Genomic DNA, 21997 nt, shown 5'->3' with positions numbered 1-21997 from the left:
ATGGAAAACAACACAACTATTTTAACCCGGAAAATACAGATTTATATCGATTGTGATGATAAAAAGAAAAGAGCCACATATTACGATAGGCTATTCGATTGGCAAAATATAATATTTAGAGCATCCAATATTGTACTCTCCCATCAATTTCTGCAGGATAGCTTAAAAGATCTCATTTATCTAACTACTGAAGTGAAAGTAAAATTAGCAGACCGTAATACCGATGAAGAAGGAATATTGAATACATCAAGAATGAATACTACCTATCGGCTTCTTTCAGCTTATTTTAAAGGCGAAATACCGACCGATATCTTATCTACGCTCAATACAACATTATACAAAAATTTTCAATCGGATCGTAAAGCTTACTGGAAGGGAGAGCGCTCGTTAAGAACTTACAAAAAAGATATTCCTATTCCTTTTTCTTCAAAATCTATGAAATTAAGTAATGATGAACAAGGGCGAGATTTTAAAATTTCTTTATTTAAACTTCCTTTTCGAACTTATCTTGGTAAAGATAGGTCTGATAAACGCATACTGTTACAAAGGGTACTGGTCGGGCAGATTAAGGCTTGTTCTAGCGCTATAAAGGTTATAAAAGGTAAAATATTTCTTCTATTATCATTAGAAATGCCCCAAAAAGACCATGTTCTGCAGGAGCATCTTATTGCAGAAGCATCGCTATCTATTGAACATCCTATTTCAGTGAGTATAGATAATGATTGCTACCAAATCGGGACAAAAGAAGAGTTTTTATACCGTCGTATTGCTATTCAAGCGGCAAGACATAGACTACAAAGAGCCATAACTTATAATAGAGGTGGCAATGGCCGTAAAAGAAAACTCAAAAGTCTAGATCATTATAATCAGAAAGAAAAGAATTATGTTGATAGTAGACTACATCTCTATAGCAGAAGACTCATTGATATCTGTATCAAATCTCAGGCAGGAACACTTCTTCTAGTCAATCAATCCAACAAAGAGGAGATCGCCAAGGAGGATGAATTCTTACTCCGCAACTGGAGCTATTACGGCCTTATTGAAAAGATCAAATATAAAGCTAAAATGGCCGGTATTAATGTTATTATAGAATAGTTTACAGCCTACAGTACATTAAAAAAGAAAGAAAAATACAATCTAGAAATGTAAAAACTTACTGTGAAAACACTACCGGACTAGGCAAAATATGAAAACTGGTACACGATGAGCTTCATGCGGGACAATACCTTTGTTTCAAAATTTAAAGCTATGGATATTCAAAATGTGCTTCGTTGTATAGTGCAGCAAGATGAACTGCATGCCAGATGGTTGAATACACTTTCTTTTATGGAAAACGCTGGCGCTAGGAAAATATCGCAATGTGAACATCCTACAGAAGTTAGTATCATACAGCTAAAACATGCGGCAGAGGAGCATAGGCATGCTTATTACCTGAAAAAACAGATCGGTAAACTTGGAACAGCCATCTGCTCGACCTATGAGGATAAATATTTAATCGCTCCAGTATACACAAAACAATACCTGCATCAATTGGATATTAAATCTTGTCGCTACCTCAAAGAAACTTTTAATCTAAGCGGCGCAGCTCTTAAGCATGCCGCTTACCTATTTGTTACTTACGCCATTGAGGCCCGTGCCGACGAGCTATATCCCATATACCAGCATACGCTTGATACAATGAAAAGCAAGGTTATGGTCAAATCTATAATTCTTGAAGAGGAAGGGCATCTGGAGGAAATGATTGATCAACTGGCGCAGTTTTCTCCTCAATGGGAGCAGTATGCCAACAATGTACAGACTATAGAGCGGGCCTTACATACGGAATGGATCAGCGCAATAGAAAGTCAATTAAACTAATGTCCGGCGATGTACAGTACATGGGATAAACTGCTATTGCAAAGAAAAGAGTCCGCATCACTTCGAAAGCTCAGCATAAATGCCAGTGAGACCGATTTCCTGAGCAATGACTATTTGGGCATGGCCAGGAATAAAGTTTTTCATAAGATGATGCTAGAAACCATACAGTCAGACCCCAAAATACTTGCGGGTAGCACTGGTTCAAGACTCATTAGCGGTCACTCGGCAGAGGTGCATGAAACAGAATTCATTCTTGCACAAAAGCATCGTACCGAATCAGCTTTACTATTCGCATCGGGATATGCGGCCAACCTCACTTTATTCTCTTGTCTACCGCAGCGGCAAGACACCATTATTGTAGATGAGTATATACACCGTTCTGTACACGACGGCTGTGTTATGTCTAAAGCTATAAAATGGAAATTTAGACATAATAATCTTGAAGATCTAGAAGCCAAGTTAAAAAGAGCCAGGGGACTGTGCTTTGTGGCCGTTGAAAGCCTATATTCTATGGAAGGAGATTTTGCCCCTTTAACAGAAATCGCCAAATTGACCGATAAATATGGAGCATCTCTCATCGTCGATGAAGCACATGCATTTGGTGTATTTGGCTATGGCCTTGTCCATCAATTGGGTTTACAAAACAGCGTATTTGCAACTTTGATCACTTATGGTAAGGCTATGGGATTACATGGGGCAGCACTACTCTGCAGTAAACCTATCAAAACTTACCTCATCAATTTTGGCTCTCCCTTTATATACAGTACAGCCCTTCCAGATCTTATCTGGAGACAGATTCGTATGGGATATGAATTTATTGACAATCACCCTGCCTTAGCTTCAAATTTAAGGCACAACATTCGCCTATTCAGAACACAGCAGGTACCCACAATATCAGGCACAGATAGTCCGATACAATCGCTTATAGTTCCTGACAACAAACAGTTGTTGAACTTAAAGAACTCCCTGTCTGAAAAAGGATTACAAACCTATGCTGTTTTTTCACCAACAGTAAAATTAGGAACAGAACGTTTACGTATTTGCCTACACACATTTAATCAGAAAAACGATATTCTCTTGCTAACACAAAGCATAAAATCGAGTCTTGACTTATAGAGAAAGAAACATATCAAAATACTCGTTTTGAGTCCCAAACCAAATAGAATTAAAATAAAAAACAATATGAAAGAACAGATTTTTGTAACGGGAATTGGAACAGAAATTGGCAAAACCGTCTGTTCCGCTATATTAACTCAATATCTAAAAGCGGATTATTGGAAACCTGTCCAATCTGGAGATTTACATGCCACAGACAGCATGCGCATATATGATCTCCTTCAAGGTGATGTCCGTATCCATCCCGAACGATATAAGTTACAACTTGCTGCATCTCCACATAAGTCCGCTTTATTAGAAAACACATCGATATCGCTCGAAGATTTTAAAATTCCTGAGACGACAAATAATCTTGTTGTAGAAGGTGCTGGTGGTTTATTTGTCCCACTCAGTGACACCTGTTATATCATTGATTTAATACAAGCCTTAACAATTCCAGTCGCGCTGGTTATCAAAGATTATTTAGGGTGCATTAATCATAGTTTACTATCAATAAATGCCATAAAGCAAAGAAATATAGATTTAAAATACTTGATATTTAATGGTGGTATCGATACCGATACCGAAAGGGTGATCTCCCTCCAAATACCTGAACATACACAAATTATTCATATCCCGCAGCTAGAAACTGTAACGGCAGAAGCTGTACGAAAAATAACCGATCCATTTAACTCTTAAAGCAGTTTAATAACAGATGAAAACTACAATCCGAAATAACTGGACCAAGGAAGAAATTCAACAGATCTATGACCAACCTCTTATGGAGCTCATTTATCACGCCGCTTCGGTTCACCGCGAATATCATAATGCCGCTGAAGTACAGGTGTGCACCTTACTATCTGTAAAGACAGGCGGATGTCCAGAAGATTGTTCATACTGTGGCCAGGCCGCACGCTATCACACCGATATAAAAGTACAGGCCCTCTTACCCACACAAACCGTGATCGAGCATGCTCAAAAGGCAAAAAATAATGGTTCTACCCGATTTTGTATGGCGGCCGCTTGGAGAGAAGTTCGTGACAATCGTGATTTTGACCGTATTATAGACATGGTAAAAGGCGTAAATGATCTAGGTCTTGAGGTCTGCTGTACATTGGGAATGCTAACGGAACAGCAGGCTATTCGGCTTCAGGAGGCAGGTCTACATGCCTATAATCATAACCTAGATACCTCTGAACAGTATTATGATGAGATCATCTCTACCCGCACGTTTGATAACCGCATCAATACCATCAACCATGTGCGTAAGGCTGGAATAACCGTTTGTTCAGGGGGTATCATAGGTCTAGGTGAGTCACACATAGACCGGATAGCGATGCTTTTAACATTGGCGACTATGCCCAAGCATCCTGAATCTGTACCGGTCAATGCACTCGCACGTGTTAAGGGAACCCCATTGGAAAACAATGCCAAAGTTTATATCTGGGATATGGTCAGAATGATCGCTACAGCCCGTATAGTGATGCCAAAATCAATGGTTAGGTTAAGTGCCGGCCGTATAGAGATGAATGAAACAGAACAAGCCTGGTGTTTTATGGCGGGTGCCAATTCCATTTTTACAGGTGAGCGAGAGACATTACTGGTGACTCCAAATCCAGGAGTATCTGAGGACATGAAAATGTTCCAGACACTGGGATTAAAACCGATGGTCAAACACATGAAGGACGAAGCATGCACAGCACATTAAAAGAACGGGACAAGAACGTTAACTGGCATCCTTACACGCAAATGAAGGGTGCATCGGACATCATCCCTATCATTCGGGGCGAAGGGACATATCTATATGATGATCTAGGTAACCGATATATCGATGCTGTATCGTCCTGGTGGGTAACTTTACATGGGCATGCCCACCCCTATATTGCAGCCCGTGTTTCTAAACAGTTAAATACGCTGGAGCAGGTTATATTTGCAGGATTTACACATGAACCAGCTATTCAATTAGCTGAAAACTTACTAAAACTACTTCCTAATAATCAACAAAAAGTATTCTATACCGATAATGGATCTACTGCTGTCGAGGTTGCCTTAAAGATGTGCATACAGTACCATGCAAACAAAGGTCAAAAGAAATCAAAAATTCTAGCCTTCCGCAATGCTTACCATGGTGATACTTTTGGAGCGATGTCAGTGAGTGCCAGAGGGGTATGGACAGAGCCATTCGGACATCTGCTTTTTGATGTTATTTTTATAGACGTTCCCACAAATAAAAATATTGAATTCCTACGTCAGGAAATTGATAAACACGCGACAGAGGTCGCTTGCTTCATCTACGAACCGCTGGTACAGGGGGCAGCAGGAATGTTGATGCATGAACCAGAAGACTTGAGTACATTAATGAACTATTGCCGTTCTAAGGGAATCTTAATGATTCAAGATGAAATTTTTGTCGGTTTTGGCCGCACAGGAAAACTGTTTGCGGCAGATTATCTGTCTGAATCACCAGATATCATGTGTTTTTCCAAAGGTTTAACAGGTGGAACTATGCCATTGGGCATGACAACTTGCTCCAATACGATCTATGAAGCTTTCTATTCGGATGAAAAACAACGGGCCTTATTTCACGGCCATTCTTTTACCGCCAGCCCTTTAGCTTGTACAGCGGCACTGGCAAGCATGGAGTTATTATTAAATAAAGAAACTTTAGCCCGTATTGCAAACATCACAAGGAAACACAGCATCTTTCTTTCTAAGATCAAAAATGAGCCTAAGATCAAGCATGTCAGACAAACGGGAACAATAATGGCGATCGAATTACAACAGCGTGAAGAAACATCTTATTTTAGTAATATAAATGAAATTGTATATCCCTATTTCTTACAGCGAGGTATATTAATAAGACCATTAGGCAATATTATTTACCTTGTTCCTCCTTACTGCATTAGCGACGCGGATCTTGATTATATTTATGAAGTCATTACCGATGCTTTATCTTTATAAATCAGATATTAAAAGCGAAAAGAACGAATTGCAATCTTTTTACTTTTGAGTCACTTATTTCCCAATATGTCCAAATTTTGATAAATAAGAAGGTGAAAATTTTCACCTTCTTATACAAATATAACCCCAATTTGTCCTTCTGTCTCCAGTAAAAGCCAATTAATATTGGAATAGTATCGTCAAGTAAATCTTACGAATATGGCATATAAGGCCCTTCTAATAGCTCTATTCGCTCTGATCATATACCGATAATACACAGATCGTATCAATTCATTCTTAGTCTGCACAAGAAATAATTCCATGCGATGCACTGCTAACTATGGTATGAATAACCGATGCTTTTGTCAGCTAATTCATTGATGAGGTCTATTTTTCAAAAAATAAGTTATAATATTTCATACTATTATAAACTTAAAATTGTATGTTTGCACGCATAAAAAAAGGCGATAGTATGAGTATATCATCTATCCCCTAACAAAAGCATAAACAACCCAAACAGCATGTCCATTACATACAACGAACGTTTCTTTCTCTTGTTTGAGGATCTAAAGAAAAAAGGTGAATTAAAAACATACGTAGAACTTGGTAAATTAATCAATGAATCGAAAGTTGGAATCAATGATTTAAAAACCGAACGAAAAAAAGTGAGTATTCAGCATATTCATGATATGAAAATATCATACAATTATATCAATACAGACTACCTGATCGGAGCAAGTAATCAGCTATATTTATCGGCTAACGAAACCTTGCAATTAACCTCAGCGACAATTCCTGACAACTCTGGACAGCAAGAAACTATTCTAGCGCTCAAAGAAACGATCGAAGCAAAAAATGAAACAATCGCGGTTCTTAAAGCATTGCTCGCACAGAAAAAATAGATTCCTATTTTTTTTAGCAAACAAGTAAAAAAGATAAGAGCTTTTTTATTTTGGAAAAAAGCTCTTTTAAGTTTTTCATCGTTTCTTAAAAATATTTGTGCATTGGCAAAAAATACAGATACCTTTTTCAATTGTTACCAATAGTGTTTTATAAAAATTCAAGCAATTAAGTAATTTTATTGCTACTCCATGATAGTTAAGAACAGTAAATTCGAATTTTATTTGTAAACTTAGCCCATCAATTTAAATCAACAATATGCGTGTAGGATTATTTATTCCTTGTTATATCGATGCGATCTATCCCGAAGTAGGAATTGCAACACTAGAACTGTTGGAGCGCCTCGGAGTAGAAGTGGTAGTGCCATTAAATCAAACCTGTTGCGGCCAGCCGATGGGCAATGAAGGTGATCAAAAAAATGCGGCTTCATCAGAGCAGCTTTTCTGCGATAATTTTGAAGGTTTTGATTACATCGTTGGTCCGGCAGGAAGCTGTGTAAAACACGTACGCATGCACTTCGATGCTATTCCACAAACCGAAAAAGTAAAGCATGTACGCAAAACAACTTACGAGCTTGTTGAGTTTCTAACAGATATATTAAAGGTTAAAGAGTTCCCTTGGGCTTCTTACAAACATAAAGTGGCCATTCATAATAGTTGCAGCGCTATACGGGGTTTACATATACAATCTCGCTCTGAGTGGCAAGAACCCTACTTTAATAAAACGGAGCAGCTATTAACGATGGTAGAGGGGGTGACCATTAAACAGATTACCCGCCCAGATGAGTGCTGTGGATTTGGGGGCACATTTTGTGTTACTGATGAAGCTGTCAGTGTCAAAATGGGGCAGGATAAAGTTGCTGATTACCTGAATCACGAAGTAGATTGTATCGTCTCACCTGATATGTCTTGCTTGATGCATCAGGAAGGGATTGCTAAACGCGGAAAAGCACCTTTAAAATTTGTACACATCGCTCAAGTTTTAAATAATGGTCCTTTTTAAAAGAAAATCAAAATGAGTAAAGTTAGAGTTGACCAAAATGCGGCAGATTTCATCTACATGGATGACATCCACCAGCCTACACACGATAAAAACTTATGGAATGCCCGCATGAAACGGGATCTTGCCGCATCTGGAATTCCTGAATGGGAGCAGATGCGTGATCTTGCCTCACAAATAAAAGAGCATACACTAACCCATCTGGACCAATATGTAGAACAGTTTGTGACCGAAGCGACCAAACGTGGTGTAATTGTACATTTTGCGAAAGACGATATAGAACATAATCAAACCGTATACGACATATTAAAAAGTCACAATGCCACCAAAGTAGTCAAAAGTAAATCGATGCTCCAGGAGGAATGTGAAATGGGCGCTTTTCTTGAGGCTAGAGGTATCGAAATGATCGAAACTGATCTTGGCGAAAGGATACAACAACTTTCTGGGGAAATGCCAAGCCATATTGTCATGCCCGCTATTCATAAAACGACGGCAGATGTGGCTGAACTTTTTGCAAGAACAATCGGTACGAATCCAGATGAGGATGATCCTACACAATTAACAGAAGCTATGCGAAACAATGCTCGTCCTAAATTTTTGGAAGCGCATGCAGGTTTAACGGGAGCAAATTTTGCTATCGCAGAAACAGGTGCTTTTGTAGTCTGTACAAACGAAGGTAATGCCGACCTTACAGCAAGTATACCACCGTTACACATTGCCAGTATTGGAATTGAAAAAATTCTTCCCAAAACGAGAGATCTTGCCCTATTTATCCGTTTACTGTCACGCAGTGCTCTAGGCACTCCAGCCACTCGATACACTTCTCATTTTATGGGACCTAGAGAAACAGGAACCGAAATGCATATTGTACTAACGGACAATGGAAGAAGCCGTCGTTTAGGAATGGAGGATTTCTGGAGATCCTTGAAATGTATTCGTTGTGGAGCATGTATGAATACCTGTCCGGTATACCGTAGAAGTGGGGGATTAGCATATGGAGCCACTTATTCGGGGCCGATCGGTATCATTATCGATCCGACTTTTGATGAATCAAAATTCAGTGAGCTTCCTTTCCACTCATCACTTTGCGGTTCTTGCTCTGAGGTTTGTCCAGTTCGGATTAATATTGCTGAGCAAATTGGGCTATGGAGACAGCGCATGGTCAATATCAATGAATCTTCCAAAGCACTTCACTATGCGTTTGGAGCGGTAGAAAAAGTATTTGCTAATCCCAAATTATTCCGATTGGCAGAGAAGGCGGCATACTATGGTATGAAACTTACACCAAATTGGTTATTATATAACACCAAATTAAATGCTTGGGGTAAACACCGCGAATTGCCGGAAATTAAAAAAGAGACTTTCCGCGATTGGTATATTAAAAATAGATTGAAAAAATGAGTTCACTAGACGAAATATTAGCGGCTATCCGTCAAAATCTTCCTGCTCAAAAGGTTGCTTATCCTGAGTTGCCATCTTTTGAGAAACAGGGAACTAATCTGAAAGATCAATTTAAAGTAAACCTTGGGCTTGCCGGAGGAGAAAGCTATGACGTAGAAAGTATTGCAGAAGCGCAAGAAATCATGCTCAAAAACCTTCCTGATACACGGGTTAGTTGTTCTGCAGCCCCAGAATGGGAGGGTACCAAATCGCTTAATGCGATTGCACATCCTCGAGATCTAGACGACGTAGATTTAGGAATTATAAGAGCAGAATTTGGAGTGGCAGAAATGGGGATGATATGGCTTACTGAAAATTCATTGAAGGTAAACTCTCTGGGATTTCTATCACAGCATCTTGCTATATTACTTGATCCAGATGCGATTACAGAAAATATGCATACAGCATACAGCGATATTGATTTTCAAGCCTCTACTTATGGTTGTTTTGTTATGGGCCCTTCAGCTACCGCAGATATTGGAGCTTACTTGGTACGCGGCGCACAGGGAGCACGAAGTTTGACTGTTTTCTTTATAAAAGAAACGAAATAGTCATTATTTTATCCTACTCTAATCTTGATTTCTAATGTTTATCATTAAAGAATAATTGAATAAAAATCAAGGTACTGTTCAAAAATAATAAACCAGATTCATCTCTGAATCTGGTTTATTATTAAAAATTTCTTATTTCAAGTCTTTCAATATTTCTTGCACTGCGCGTTCCAGTTGCGGGTCTTTATCATTCGTACGATCTGCGATTGTGTTTTTAACCACAATATCCGGTGCTACACCTGATAACTCTAAATCTTGACCAGCTAAAGTATAACATCCCCAGGCTGGCACGCGATAACTAGATCCGTCTACTAAACCTTTTGCTGATGTAAAGATAATCCAACGATAGGTTTCATTTCCAATAATCTTACCTAATTTCAATTCCTTAAACCCTGCTGCGGTCATTTCTGCATCGCTCAGAGATTGTTCATTTATCAAAAGTACAATAGGTTTCGATGCTGGTGCAAAATTACTTTGCGGAGCCCGCTGACCGCCACGATACTGCCACTTCAAATAAGGTCTTTGTGACAGAAAACGTAACACCTCATCGTGCACATTACCTCCTGTATTGTATCGCAGGTCCAAAATAATACCATCTTTATTATTCTCTTGCTCGGCCATATCGATCAAAAAGCGTTGCAACTCCGGCCCTCCCATATTTTTCATATGTGAATATGCAATTTTGCCATTACTCCATTGATCAACTTTCCCTCGATTGCCTTTCATCCATTCGTCATAAATCAGGTCCTTAAAAGCGGTACTAGTTAAGGGCCGAATAAAAACTGAAATTTCTTTACCGCCACGTAGTATAGTCAACTGTATTTCCTCTGCAAGGGACGGCCATGTAAAATACTGATCGCGATCTTCTTTAGGATTTACTTTATTTCCATTAACAGCCATGATCTCATCGCCTTCTTTCAGATCTACTCCTTTACGGGAAGCTGGACTGTTGTCTATAATCTGTGCTATTTGATAAGGATTATCCTGATTGAATAAAACACCAATTTCATTAGTTACGTCCCCAAATGGTTTGCGCTCTTCTGCTCCCATCGAACTAAAGCCCAAATGTGAAGAGTTTAGCTCTCCTAACATATCATTTAATAATATCCGTAAATCACTACGGTCATTAATACCAGAAAGATACAGTTCATACTTCTTCTTCATTGCCGTCCAATCGATACCGTGGAAAGTACTATCGTAATAGTTTTCTTCTAGCCCAGCCCAAGTCTCATAGAACATCTGCTTGAACTCATTTTCCAGATCACGGTTAAATCTAAAATTGATTGTTACTGCATCAATTTTATTTTGGTCAAGGTTATATTTTTGAATTACTCCTCTATTAAGGATAAAATACTTACCTCCAGATTCGATAAACTGGTTAATTCCGTTGTCAACAACTTTTTCGGTTTTAATAACTTCAAAAGGTTCATAGATCGTTCTGTATAATCCGTACTTTCCTTCGTGATTGGATGAAAAGAAAACATAGTTTTTTTCTCCTTTTTGGATAGCAATGGGATCTGATTGCGTTCCAAAAGCAGGGCTTACTTGTTCAATACGGTCACGTAACCCTTTAACATCTATTGTAACCAGCACTTTTTTGTCGGTAGAAGAACTTGTTGCTTTTTCTTCTTTCTTATCCTTCGCCTTTGTTTTATTGTCATTCTTATTGTCCGTAATGGTATCTTTCTTTGCAGGCTGACTAAAGAGTTCATTGAATTTGCTAATGCGATAAGGTTCGTCAAAATTTTCCAATGCCATTCTAAAAATACTGGAGTTCTGCATGCCGGTAGGAAAGGACGGCTTTGTGCGGTTACTGGCAAAATAAATATATTTTCCATCTGGTGACCACGATGGGGAGGCTTCAGTGACACCAGTATTGGTCAGATTTGTTGTTTGACCTGAACCGATATGATGAACAAAAATATCTTGCTCAAAATTTCGAATAGCAGTAAAAAGAATATATTTCCCGTCTGGAGAAAAAGAGGGAGAGGAATTTTGAAATGCCCACAGTTCATCCTTAACAACAGTTTTACTATTTAAAGTTGTCAGATCTAAAAGACGTACTTCATCTCGCCCACTTAAATAAACAGCATGTGATTTATCAGCGTTGAAAGTTAACTCTCTATTATTGCGAAGATCTTGTGTCAACTGCTTTGGTTCTCCCAATCCGTCTGCGCTACGGGTGTACCAGTTCAGGTAACCTTGATGGGTCTGACTGTAAAGTAATGTTTTGTTATCCTTTAACCATTTCACCTCCATAACGCGCTGTCCCTGACTAGGCATCTGACGGATAAATTTACCTTCGCTATCGGAAACGAAGAGCTCGCCTCTCGATACAAATGCCATCTTTTTACCGTCAAGTGCTACATCAAAATAGCTGATGTTACCATTTACATTAAATTCCTTGCTCTTGCCTAATACCTGATTTCTGCTCAATGCGATAGTTGGCTGTGTAACCTTCTTTGATGCCACGTCGTATAAAAACAATTGATATCCTTTTTCAAAAACAATCTTTTTCCCGTTGGCAGCTACAGCAGGTCTCTTGATAGATTCCTTAAATGAAGTCAAAGCCACGGGTTTATCACCGCTCATCTGATACAGGTTATATTCGGCATTTCCTTGATCAGACACGAAATAGATCACACCATTTTGATCAACAGTAGGCCAGAAATCTTTACCATTGTAATCGGTATATTGCTTAAATGTTTTTGTTTTAGGATTATAAGATTTTATATCCGGATTGAATGCTCCTTTATATCGCTTACGGTTTGTTGAACTATATCCTTCCCAACTATCATTAAATAATAGTTCTCCAGATGGTGTGGTTACAACTTGACTTATATAATTGAAATAATGTGGAAATAGTCGCTTTGCAGTCCCCCCTGTAGCATCAACTTGATAACTACTCATCCGATTGTAGCGGGTTGATGTAAAATATAACGTTTTACTGTCCCAGCTCCAACTGTCCACTTCATCAGCACCATCGTGATGTGTAATTTGACGGATATCACCACCAGCTAAAGGCATGATATATACATCCATATTTCCATTCTGATTTACTGAGAATGCAAGCTGTTTGCCGTCAGGCGATATCCGTGGATTGATTTCATTGCCCTCCATACCTGTTAATCTCACTGCAACCCCACCTTCACTTTCAACTTTCCACAGATCACCTTCAAAACTAAAAACAAGGACTTTTCCATCAGGACTTAAAGTCGGATGGGATAAAAATGTGGGTTGTTGCTGCGCAAAAGCATACATGGTTCCACCTAAGGCAAGACAAGTGCCCAATAACAATTTTCTAATCATACTTTTCAAGGAGGCTAATCGATTAAATACCTGTATGCCAAAGTTAATCAGCTACTCGTTAGAAAACAATGAAATAATCAATCGTTATTAAAAAAACCTACCCCAGCATTAAAAACAGTTTTCAATATCACGTGTTCTTTATCAATGTGCACCCATTAATTTTAATATTTTTTGCATAAATACCAAAAGATGAAACATCATCACTGTCATTATTAATTTCTTACATGTACCTTTGCTGACACATCATTACAACAATGAACGCATCCTTAACCTACTCTGAAGAAGAGCTTTACCAAAACCGTAATCGCATTCGGATTGCTGTATCCTTATTTTATTTTTGCCAGGGCCTGGCATTTGCTTCTTGGGCAAGCCGTATTCCAATTATCAAAGAACGTCTGAATCTTACAGAAGGTCAATTAGGCACAATTTTATTGATGCTTCCTGTCGGTCAACTGGTCACCATGGCGTTATCCGGGAAACTGGTTACCACTTACGGCAGTGCTAGAGTACTACGAATAGTCGCGATTATTTATGCCCTTATTTTATGTTTAATAGGTTTTGCACAAAACGCATGGGAATTAGGAGCAATCTTATTTTTCTTTGGGGTAATTGGAAACATGTGCAACATAGCTGTCAATACACAGGGGGTTGCTGCAGAAAAGATTTTCAAAAAATCAATCATGTCATCTTTTCATGGAGCCTGGAGCATCGCCGGATTTACTGGTGCCCTCATCGGGTTACTCACTATGAATATAGCTGTAGACACCATTCCTCATTTTATCATTATTTTTGTTCTCATTGTGATTAATACGACCATCAACTACCGTTACTTGATTCCTGGTGTCGCTACAGAGGCTAAAAAAACATCATTTTTTTCCAAACCGGAAAGCAGTTTAGTACAATTGGGTATCATCGGCTTTTTCAGCATGGCCACCGAGGGTGCTATGTTTGACTGGAGCGGCGTTTATTTTAAGGAAATAGTTCACGCTCCAGAACAATTTATTATTGTTGGTTATGCGTCTTTCATGGTCATGATGGCGCTGGGAAGATTTATTGGGGATGCGGTCATCAGTAGGCTCGGTAGAAAAAGAACCTTACAAATTAGCGGTATATTGATGTTTGTCGGCATGATGACCTCTGTTATATTCCCTCTTTTTTACATTAGCACATTGGCTTTTATGATGGTGGGTATCGGTGTTGCGTGCAATGTCCCGACGGTATATAGTGTTGCTGGCCAGAACAAAAAGGTTACTCCAGGGGTAGCCTTGGCGATGGTATCTAGCATTAGCTTTCTGGGCTTCTTAATGGGACCTCCTTTAATCGGCTATATTGCAGAGCTGACAAGTTTACGATATTCTTACGGTGTATTTGCTTTCTTCGGTGTCCTCATGTTTATTATGGTAAGTAAACTGAAAGTTTTCAAGGAGGGATAACAGGTAAAAGAAAGATTATTCATTAACCATATGGCAGATGTGATAAAAAAAGAAAATGCGAGACTATTTAACAGTCTCGCATTTTTTGTTGTAGCCCCAAGCAGAATCGAACTGCTATCTAATGTTTAGGAAACATCTATTCTATCCGTTGAACTACAGGGCCGACAAAGCGTATGCAAATATTTCAAATATATTGCTTAATCCCAAACTTATTTATTAAAATGTTACTGAAAAAAGAGGAGAGAAAAAATACTGTGGGGGGAGAAGGATTCGAACCTTCGAAACCGAAGTAACGGATTTACAGTCCGTCCCATTTGACCGCTCTGGAACCCCCCCAGTATAATTTGTTGACTTCTAAAGAATTAAGATTTATTGTATCTCAATTTCCTTGTGGAACGCTACAAAGGTAGAATTTTGTCTGATAAATGCAAAATTTATTTAAAATAAACCTATCGAGAAAACTTATTGTACCCTTAATGTAAAAATAGATTTTAACGATAGCTCATTGAAAAAATCAATACTTTTTTAACCTTATTTGAGGTATCTTTGTATCAACAAAAAAAGAAAGATATTATTATGAGTTTCACAGGTAAAAGTTTTCCAAGCATCACAGTAGATGCAATCGATTATTTAGGCGATAATTTACAAATTAACGTTTTCGAAAAAGCAGTTCAAGAAGGTAAAAAAGTAGTATTGTTTTGGTACCCAAAAGATTTCACTTTTGTTTGCCCAACAGAATTACATGCTTTCCAAGAAGCTTTACCAGAATTTGAAAAACGTAATACAATCGTTATCGGTGCATCTTGTGATACAAACGAAGTTCACTTCGCTTGGTTAAATACAGCAAAAGATAACGGTGGTATCGAAGGCGTAACTTACCCAATTTTAGCAGATACTACACGTAACCTATCTTCTGTATTAGGTATTTTAGACATTAAAGAAGTAGAGCACCCTGAGTACGGTACTTTAGTTGAAGGTTCTGCAGTTTCTTACAGAGCTACTTATTTGATCGATGAAACAGGTCGCGTATTCCACGAATCTGTAAACGATATGCCATTAGGTCGTAACGTAAAAGAATATTTACGTTTAATCGATGCTTATGCTCACGTTCAGAATTTTGGTGAAGTATGTCCTGCTAACTGGGAAGAAGGAAAAGAAGCAATGCACGCAACTCGTGACGGTGTAGCTAGCTATTTAGCTGGTAACTAAAAACAATACTGAAAAGACTACATAGGTCTTTTTACAAAGGGGGTAATCCCTTGCCCCCTTTGTTTATTCATCTTTCTCAATAAATAAACAAAAAAATCATGGTACAGGAATTAGAAAACGATAATTTACAAGAAATTGTAAACAGTAATGATATTGTAATGGTTCAATACGCAGCTACTTGGTGTGGTAACTGCAAAATTATGAAACCGAAATTCAAAAAATTGGCGACTGAAAATGAAAATGTAACTTTCGTAATCGCTGATGCAGAAAAATTTCCGGAATCTAGAAAACTAGCAAATGTCAATAACTTGCCTACTTTTGCGGCTTTCAAGAATGGAAAATTGGTAAATCAAGTACAAACAAATAAATTTGACGCCTTAATCGACTTATTCAATGAAGCTTCCAGTAATTAAACATATCACCGAGTTTATCGAACAGAACGATGTTGACTATGTATTAGAGACCATCGAGACATTAGAATCCTTGGTAGAAGCTCCTTTAAAAGATGAAGAGCTTGATGTAATCGGTGAATTGATTTCAAATCTTTATGGTGCTGTCGAGGTTGATAAACTAATTAAAGAAGGAAATAGTAAAAAGGACGCTATGAACATGTTTATGAAACGTGTTTTAGGTTCAATTGATAAATAAATCTTTTAGCCTTTAGCAATAGCAACTACTGCAACAAGAACTTCATTTTTAATATGAATGTGTATAATCCGCTTTTTGTGGAAAACTTGTTCTAATTTAATGCTAAAGTCCAATAAAGATTGTACTATCTTTAGCGGTAATAAAGGTTACCACTTAAAGAATTTGCTATCCTGATGAACAAACTATAAAAGGGTAGATTTTAAGATAATATTTTAATTGTTAGAAACGGAAATTCTCCCTACAGAATTTCCGTTTTTTATTTAACCACAATATTAATTACCTTTAATCTATGTTAAAATCAATCCTATTTACCAACATATTCATTTGTTTAACCTTTCTGCCACAGGCTCAAGCTCAAAAGGCAACAAATAGCTGGAACAGTGCTGACATAAAATCAAAATTAGAAAAATTAAATGTTCTAGGGTCTGTTCTATATTTTGCAGCCCATCCGGATGACGAGAACACTAAATTAATAGCATGGTTAGCTCAGGAAAAACATTATAAAACGGGATATTTGTCCCTAACAAGGGGAGACGGGGGACAAAACTTAATCGGTACGGAACAGGGAATAGAACTTGGTCTGATTAGGACACAGGAACTTTTAGCAGCAAGAAGAATCGATCAAGGAGAGCAGTTCTTTACTTCTGCTTTTGATTTTGGATTTTCAAAAACGTCGGAAGAGACCTTTAATTTTTGGGATAAAGAACAAGTACTTCGAGAAGCGGTGTGGATCATTCGAAAATTCCGACCTGATGTCATTATAACCCGATTTCCACCTGATGCGAGAGGGGGACATGGTCATCACCAAGCTTCTGCAATATTAGCAAAAGAAGCATTTGTTGCCGCTGCAGACCCAACACGGTTTCCAGAACAGTTGAAACAGGTCAAGCCATGGAAAGCAACTCGTTTGCTATGGAATACGTACAATTTTGGCAATCAAAATACGATTAGTGATGATCAAATACAGATTGAAATAGGCCAATACAATCCCTTGATAGGCAAATCCTATGGAGAAGTCGCTGCCGAAAGTAGGTCATCGCATAAAAGTCAGGGATTTGGAAGTGCTGCTCAGGTTGGAAAGTCTACAGAATATTTTGAATACATAGCAGGAGAAGCAACGAATAAAGATCTTTTCGAAAATATTGACGATACCTGGTCAAGAATCCCTCATACCGCTGCTATCAGTACGAAAATAAAACAGATTAATGCTTCCTTTCAGCTCGACCACCCGGAAAAATCCATTCCTGACCTATTCGAAGCTCTGACACTGGTAAAGGCGATAGCGGATAACTACTGGAAAGAAATAAAAACAAATGAAATCAATGATTTAATCCTTGCCTGTGCTGGAGTAAGAATAGAAAGCATCGCAGCAAAGCCGCATTATGCTATTGAAGACACGATAAAGGTTACAAATCAACTGATTGTAAGAGCTGATGTTCCTGCGATACAGGTTGCTAAGATCAATGAAAAAAATATCAATCAAAATCTCGAAAATAATACCCTAACAAGTTTTACTAGTTCTTACCCTGCGCGGTTTAGTACACAACCATACTGGTTGGATGCTCCAAATCTTATAGGTCGATTCCAATTCGCAGACTTTAATAAAACTGGAGCCCCTGAAAATCCAGACTATCCAGCTGTTGACTATGAACTGGTCATCAATGGAAAGGCGCTTAACTATAAAAAAACCATCCAATATAAATTTACAGATCCTGTTAGGGGAGAAATCTACAATCCTATCGTGATTTCACCAGCCATAACCGCATCTACGGACCAGACGATCGTACTAAGTCAAAATAACACCCCACAAAAGGTAAGGGTAACATTTGTAAATGAAGGCAGTACAAAAAATAGAACAGAAAATGTTTCTCCTGTTGTCAACAAAAATTGGATCGTAACTCCAAATCTGGTTAAGCTCGAATATTCAGAAAACCAGCAACAAATAAGTCAGGAATTTACCGTTCAGGCACAGACCAAAGATACACGCCTAGATACACTTTCCTTCCGTTATGGCTCAAAGGAAAAAGTCAAAATAAACCGCGATATACATTATGACCATATACCAGCCATCACGTGGTTTCCTGATCTTACAGTAAAAGTCAGCAATCTGCAACTTCAAGTTCCTATCAAAAAAGTTGGATATCTGGTTGGAGCGGGAGATTTAATTCCTGAGTCTTTAAGAGCAATTGGTATTTCTGTAGATCTTCTAAATGAAACACAGGCTCTACATCAAAATCTCGCACAATATGATGCCGTCATAGTAGGAATAAGGGCTTTTAACGTCTTAAAATCGATGAATCAGATTAGTGCTAAACTAAATGAATATGTTAAAAATGGCGGTACAGTTTTGGAACAGTATAATGTAAACAACAAGTTGCTCTCTAATCAATTTGGTCCATATCCATTCCGTTTAGGCAACAGCAGGGTGACGGAAGAACTTGCTGTAGTAAAATTTGATGAACAAAATCCAATTTTTAACTATCCAAATAAAATCATCAAATCTGATTTCGACAACTGGATACAAGAACGGGGGCTATATTTTGCGGAAGATATCGACAGTCGTTATCAGACACCTATACAGATGCAGGATAAAAATGAACCCCTTCACAATGGATCGCTATTGATTACTAACTATGGAAGTGGTAGATTTGTCTATACATCATTGTCATTTTTCAGACAATTGCCTGCAGGAGTTCCTGGAGCTTACAGATTATTTGTAAATTTGTTATCAAAATCAAAATAAAACATACAATTCAATGGAAAATCAAGTTGAAAACAACGCATGCGCACCTAATCCAAAAGGATTAATCGTATTAATCGGTGTGATATTTGGAGCTTTAATTTCATTCACTGCAAACGAGACTTTTTTAAGTATCATAGGTGGAGCTGTTGTTGGTTTAATTATCGCAGCTTTCTTCAATAGCTTCCTATACGCTCAAACACCGCATGACAGATAGGGGAAATAACCCCTTAACACAAAAATGGAAGCGCTTTTATATTTTAGTAGCGTGTAGCCTGCTTGTGGTCATACTATTCCTTTACCTATTCACGAGCTATTTTTCATGAGTACGATTGATTGGATAGTTCTTGTTCTGACTCTTTTGATTATTGTGCTGTATGGCATGTACAAAAGTAGAGGAATCAAAAATATTGATGGGTATTTACTTGGTAATCAATCCTTACCTTGGTACCATGTCGGACTTTCGGTGATGGCCACTCAGGCGAGTGCCATCACCTTTCTTTCTGCGCCAGGCCTGGCTTACAGTTCAGGAATGAGCTTCGTCCAATTTTATTTCGGTCTTCCTTTGGCCATGATTGTACTCTGTATCACCTTTGTACCAATCTTTCATAAACTTCGCGTTTTTACAGCTTACGAATTTCTAGAGAAACGGTTTGATATTCGGACCCGTGGATTAACGGCTTTCTTGTTTTTGATCCAGCGCGGTATATCAACAGGCATCAGTATTTTTGCTCCGGCACTTATTATAGCCAGCATTTTACATATTAACCTTCCTCTCACCACGCTTTTAATCGGCAGTATCGTGGTGATCTATACGACATATGGTGGTACTAAAGCAGTTTCACACACGCAAATGCTCCAGATGAGCATCATATTTGGAGTGTTGCTTGTCGCCGGAATACTTGTTGTCAAACTCTTACCTACAGACATTGGTTTATATAAAGCGCTTCATATTGCTGGTAAATCTGGAAAAACAAATGCGATCGACTTTACATTTGACCTGAATAACCAGTATACTGTTTGGACAGGTATTATTGGTGGTTTCTTCCTACAGCTATCCTATTTTGGTACGGATCAAAGTCAGGTAGGCCGTTATCTAACGGGTTCATCTATAAAAGAAAGCAGACTTGGTCTACTAATGAATGGCTTGCTCAAAATACCTATGCAATTTTGTATTCTGCTCATAGGCGTTCTTGTTTTTGTTTATTATCAATATCACACACCGCCAATCTTTTTCAACCAGGTTGAAGTAGATAAACTAAAACAAAGTGAATATAACAGCACTTATACGGCTCTGGAAAAGCAACAGGATTTTATTAGTAATGAAAAGAAGGAGACAATCAATCGTTTAACTAAAGCCATTGATGATGAGGATCAATCTACAATAGACGAAGCAAGGCTTACACTCAAGAATTCAAATGAAAAACTAAACGGTATCCGTACAGAAGTTGTCGCATTAATAAAGAAGAATAATCCCGCTGCCGAAACAAATGACAATAACTACATCTTTCTATCTTTTGTAAATAATACTTTCCCTAAGGGCTTAATAGGTCTGCTTATCGCTGTTATCTTTCTTGCATCTATGGGATCTACAGCAAGTGCGATCAATTCTTTGGCTTCTACAAGCACCGTTGATATTTACAAGCGATTTATAAACCAAAATTCTAGCGATAAACAGGATCTATTCTGGTCACGTATATTCACGCTTTTCTGGGGTGTATTTTCTATCGCTGTTGCCTTATATGCGAGTAGACTGGGCAATCTCCTAGAGGCGGTTAATATCCTAGGTTCATTATTTTATGGTACTATTTTGGGCATTTTTATTGTCGCCTTCTATATGAAGAGGATAGGAGGGAAAGCCGTGTTTTATGCTGCAATAATAACTGAAGTGATTATTTTTACGATCTGGAAAATAGATGTCATAGCCTTTTTATGGCTCAATGTCATTGGCTGTATCTCGGTCATGTTCATCGCTTACTTATTAGAAAACTTGATACCAAAAAAAAGCCATTCAATCGAATAGCTTAATAATTTTGATATAGATTATAAAGAATACTTTTATCATAAATCGTGAGTTCTGGGCTCACATCGTTGACAACAAACTTCCTTTTAAATGCAATAATTGCCGCTTTCAAATTGCGTGTATCGTAACCAATGATTCTCAAGGCATCAATTGGGTTGAAGGTTTCTGGAGCTGTTACCAATTCTGCAGGATTATACCATATACCAAAACCGCGATCTGCCAATTTTTTCCAAGGAAAAAATACACTTGGATCATTTTTACGAGCTGGAGCAATATCAGCATGACCAATGAAATTTGCTGCGGGAATACCGTAATTAGCTTTTAATGTATCCAAGACAACCATTAACGCTTCAATCTGGGCATCTGGAAATGCTTCCTTTCCATTATTATCCAGTTCTATTCCAATGGAGATCGAATTCATATCTGTAATCGTTCCCCACTTGGAGAGTCCCGCATGCCAACCTCTTACATAATCATTGAGCATCTGAACGATTACACCATTACGGCTAATCACATAATGTGAACTTACCTTTGTGTGCTCAACCTGAAATGTTCTGATGGTTTGATCCAGACTATTTTGTGCTGTATGATGGATAATAACGTAGTTTGGTTTGCGCACATCATAGTGTATGGCCGTTTCCTGACGTATATTAGCATGTATGCCGGCCTTTCCCAATGTCCATACTTTGTGCTCTCCCAAGCTTAATTTGGGAACGGTATCGTGCACGATCACCTTTTGGATGATCGTATCTATCTTTATAGGTACAATTTGCTCTATAGATCCCTTTTTAGCCATGCCTGACTTACTCTTACATCCAATAATGGATAGAGCAAAACAAAGTATAAACGGAAT

18 protein-coding genes, 2 tRNA genes and 1 pseudogene are annotated in these 21997 nt (G+C 38.2%); 17 read left to right on the top strand and 4 right to left on the bottom strand.

What is annotated here, in order from left to right; translation table 11 throughout:
• From M2265_RS16140 to M2265_RS16095, 10 genes are all read left to right on the top strand, one after another.
• On the top strand, window positions 1–1095 hold the full coding sequence (locus M2265_RS16140; protein ID WP_132771779.1) for a hypothetical protein: 1095 nt from the start codon (window positions 1–3) through the stop codon (window positions 1093–1095).
• Between the two features lie 153 nt (window positions 1096–1248).
• Window positions 1249–1857 (top strand): hypothetical protein, encoded by a 609-nt coding sequence (locus M2265_RS16135; protein WP_207902476.1) that lies wholly within the window; start codon window positions 1249–1251, stop codon window positions 1855–1857.
• Window positions 1858–1866: 9 nt separating this feature from the next.
• Window positions 1867–2973, top strand: a complete 1107-nt coding sequence (locus M2265_RS16130) for an aminotransferase class I/II-fold pyridoxal phosphate-dependent enzyme (RefSeq protein WP_132771778.1) — start codon at window positions 1867–1869, stop codon at window positions 2971–2973.
• A 66-nt stretch (window positions 2974–3039) separates the two neighbouring features.
• The gene (gene bioD / locus M2265_RS16125; RefSeq protein WP_132771777.1) at window positions 3040–3651 is read left to right on the top strand and encodes a dethiobiotin synthase; all 612 of its coding nucleotides are present in this window, start codon (window positions 3040–3042) and stop codon (window positions 3649–3651) included.
• 16 nt (window positions 3652–3667) lie between these two features.
• Entirely contained in the window at window positions 3668–4660 is a 993-nt protein-coding gene (bioB, locus tag M2265_RS16120) for a biotin synthase BioB (RefSeq protein ID WP_132771776.1), read from the top strand.
• A complete protein-coding gene (gene bioA / locus M2265_RS16115; RefSeq protein ID WP_132771775.1) occupies window positions 4645–5913 on the top strand; it encodes an adenosylmethionine--8-amino-7-oxononanoate transaminase in 1269 nt (422 codons plus the stop codon). Before bioB ends, bioA begins: the two co-directional genes overlap by 16 nt.
• A gap of 500 nt (window positions 5914–6413) precedes the next feature.
• Complete coding sequence (locus M2265_RS16110; protein ID WP_132771774.1) at window positions 6414–6794, top strand: hypothetical protein; 381 nt, start codon at window positions 6414–6416, stop codon at window positions 6792–6794.
• Window positions 6795–7050: 256 nt separating this feature from the next.
• On the top strand, window positions 7051–7794 hold the full coding sequence (locus M2265_RS16105) for a (Fe-S)-binding protein (protein ID WP_132771773.1): 744 nt from the start codon (window positions 7051–7053) through the stop codon (window positions 7792–7794).
• A gap of 12 nt (window positions 7795–7806) precedes the next feature.
• Window positions 7807–9192, top strand: a complete 1386-nt coding sequence (locus M2265_RS16100) for a lactate utilization protein B (RefSeq protein WP_132771772.1) — start codon at window positions 7807–7809, stop codon at window positions 9190–9192.
• Entirely contained in the window at window positions 9189–9782 is a 594-nt protein-coding gene (locus M2265_RS16095; RefSeq protein ID WP_132771771.1) for a LutC/YkgG family protein, read from the top strand. The genes M2265_RS16100 and M2265_RS16095 overlap by 4 nt, the downstream gene beginning before the upstream one ends.
• Window positions 9783–9914: 132 nt before the next feature.
• On the opposite strand, the gene M2265_RS16090 is transcribed toward M2265_RS16095, so the two are convergent.
• Complete coding sequence (locus M2265_RS16090) at window positions 9915–13091, bottom strand: S41 family peptidase (RefSeq protein WP_132771770.1); 3177 nt, start codon at window positions 13089–13091, stop codon at window positions 9915–9917.
• 254 nt (window positions 13092–13345) lie between these two features.
• Between M2265_RS16090 and M2265_RS16085 the strand changes: the two genes are divergently transcribed.
• Entirely contained in the window at window positions 13346–14524 is a 1179-nt protein-coding gene (locus M2265_RS16085) for an MFS transporter (RefSeq protein WP_132771769.1), read from the top strand.
• 91 nt (window positions 14525–14615) lie between these two features.
• Here the strand turns inward: M2265_RS16085 and M2265_RS16080 are convergent.
• A tRNA-Arg gene (locus tag M2265_RS16080) sits at window positions 14616–14687 on the bottom strand.
• A 92-nt stretch (window positions 14688–14779) separates the two neighbouring features.
• Window positions 14780–14860 (bottom strand) — tRNA-Tyr (locus M2265_RS16075).
• Window positions 14861–15100: 240 nt separating this feature from the next.
• Here M2265_RS16075 and M2265_RS16070 point away from each other — a divergent pair.
• From M2265_RS16070 to M2265_RS16045, 6 genes and pseudogenes are all read left to right on the top strand, one after another.
• Window positions 15101–15733 (top strand): peroxiredoxin, encoded by a 633-nt coding sequence (locus M2265_RS16070; protein WP_021189264.1) that lies wholly within the window; start codon window positions 15101–15103, stop codon window positions 15731–15733.
• Window positions 15734–15831: 98 nt separating this feature from the next.
• Entirely contained in the window at window positions 15832–16146 is a 315-nt protein-coding gene (locus M2265_RS16065; protein WP_021189265.1) for a thioredoxin family protein, read from the top strand.
• Window positions 16127–16381, top strand: coding sequence for a DUF6952 family protein (locus M2265_RS16060; protein WP_021189266.1), 255 nt, complete (start codon window positions 16127–16129; stop codon window positions 16379–16381). Before M2265_RS16065 ends, M2265_RS16060 begins: the two co-directional genes overlap by 20 nt.
• Before the next feature lie 289 nt (window positions 16382–16670).
• A pseudogene (locus M2265_RS27025) lies at window positions 16671–17204 on the top strand (PIG-L family deacetylase); the annotation flags it as partial.
• 1933 nt (window positions 17205–19137) lie between these two features.
• Window positions 19138–19338 carry a hypothetical protein gene (locus M2265_RS16050; RefSeq protein WP_021189267.1) on the top strand — a complete coding sequence of 67 codons (201 nt, stop codon included), beginning with the start codon at window positions 19138–19140 and terminating at the stop codon, window positions 19336–19338.
• A 105-nt stretch (window positions 19339–19443) separates the two neighbouring features.
• Window positions 19444–21144 carry a sodium:solute symporter gene (locus M2265_RS16045; RefSeq protein ID WP_132771767.1) on the top strand — a complete coding sequence of 567 codons (1701 nt, stop codon included), beginning with the start codon at window positions 19444–19446 and terminating at the stop codon, window positions 21142–21144.
• A gap of 1 nt (window position 21145) precedes the next feature.
• Here M2265_RS16045 and M2265_RS16040 read toward each other — a convergent pair whose 3' ends face one another.
• Window positions 21146–21940 (bottom strand): N-acetylmuramoyl-L-alanine amidase, encoded by a 795-nt coding sequence (locus M2265_RS16040; RefSeq protein WP_206368617.1) that lies wholly within the window; start codon window positions 21938–21940, stop codon window positions 21146–21148.
• Window positions 21941–21997: the final 57 nt, after the last annotated feature.

Origin of the sequence: Sphingobacterium kitahiroshimense (genome assembly GCF_025961315.1) — a bacterium.
GTDB classification, from domain to species: Bacteria; Bacteroidota; Bacteroidia; order Sphingobacteriales; family Sphingobacteriaceae; genus Sphingobacterium; species Sphingobacterium anhuiense.
Note: the sequence above shows the minus strand (reverse complement) of the source record. Positions and strands in the feature narration are given on the sequence as shown.

Bases quoted from the DNA above. Each gene is read 5' to 3' on its own strand.
- M2265_RS16140 (WP_132771779.1), top strand. From the start codon at position 1: ATGGAAAACAACACAACTATTTTAACCCGGAAAATACAGATTTATATC.
- M2265_RS16135 (WP_207902476.1), top strand. From the start codon at position 1,249: ATGGATATTCAAAATGTGCTTCGTTGTATAGTGCAGCAAGATGAACTG.
- M2265_RS16130 (WP_132771778.1), top strand. From the start codon at position 1,867: ATGTACAGTACATGGGATAAACTGCTATTGCAAAGAAAAGAGTCCGCA.
- bioD (WP_132771777.1), top strand. From the start codon at position 3,040: ATGAAAGAACAGATTTTTGTAACGGGAATTGGAACAGAAATTGGCAAA.
- bioB (WP_132771776.1), top strand. From the start codon at position 3,668: ATGAAAACTACAATCCGAAATAACTGGACCAAGGAAGAAATTCAACAG.
- bioA (WP_132771775.1), top strand. From the start codon at position 4,645: ATGCACAGCACATTAAAAGAACGGGACAAGAACGTTAACTGGCATCCT.
- M2265_RS16110 (WP_132771774.1), top strand. From the start codon at position 6,414: ATGTCCATTACATACAACGAACGTTTCTTTCTCTTGTTTGAGGATCTA.
- M2265_RS16105 (WP_132771773.1), top strand. From the start codon at position 7,051: ATGCGTGTAGGATTATTTATTCCTTGTTATATCGATGCGATCTATCCC.
- M2265_RS16100 (WP_132771772.1), top strand. From the start codon at position 7,807: ATGAGTAAAGTTAGAGTTGACCAAAATGCGGCAGATTTCATCTACATG.
- M2265_RS16095 (WP_132771771.1), top strand. From the start codon at position 9,189: ATGAGTTCACTAGACGAAATATTAGCGGCTATCCGTCAAAATCTTCCT.
- M2265_RS16090 (WP_132771770.1), bottom strand. From the start codon at position 13,091: ATGATTAGAAAATTGTTATTGGGCACTTGTCTTGCCTTAGGTGGAACC.
- M2265_RS16085 (WP_132771769.1), top strand. From the start codon at position 13,346: ATGAACGCATCCTTAACCTACTCTGAAGAAGAGCTTTACCAAAACCGT.
- M2265_RS16070 (WP_021189264.1), top strand. From the start codon at position 15,101: ATGAGTTTCACAGGTAAAAGTTTTCCAAGCATCACAGTAGATGCAATC.
- M2265_RS16065 (WP_021189265.1), top strand. From the start codon at position 15,832: ATGGTACAGGAATTAGAAAACGATAATTTACAAGAAATTGTAAACAGT.
- M2265_RS16060 (WP_021189266.1), top strand. From the start codon at position 16,127: ATGAAGCTTCCAGTAATTAAACATATCACCGAGTTTATCGAACAGAAC.
- M2265_RS16050 (WP_021189267.1), top strand. From the start codon at position 19,138: ATGGAAAATCAAGTTGAAAACAACGCATGCGCACCTAATCCAAAAGGA.
- M2265_RS16045 (WP_132771767.1), top strand. From the start codon at position 19,444: ATGAGTACGATTGATTGGATAGTTCTTGTTCTGACTCTTTTGATTATT.
- M2265_RS16040 (WP_206368617.1), bottom strand. From the start codon at position 21,940: ATGGCTAAAAAGGGATCTATAGAGCAAATTGTACCTATAAAGATAGAT.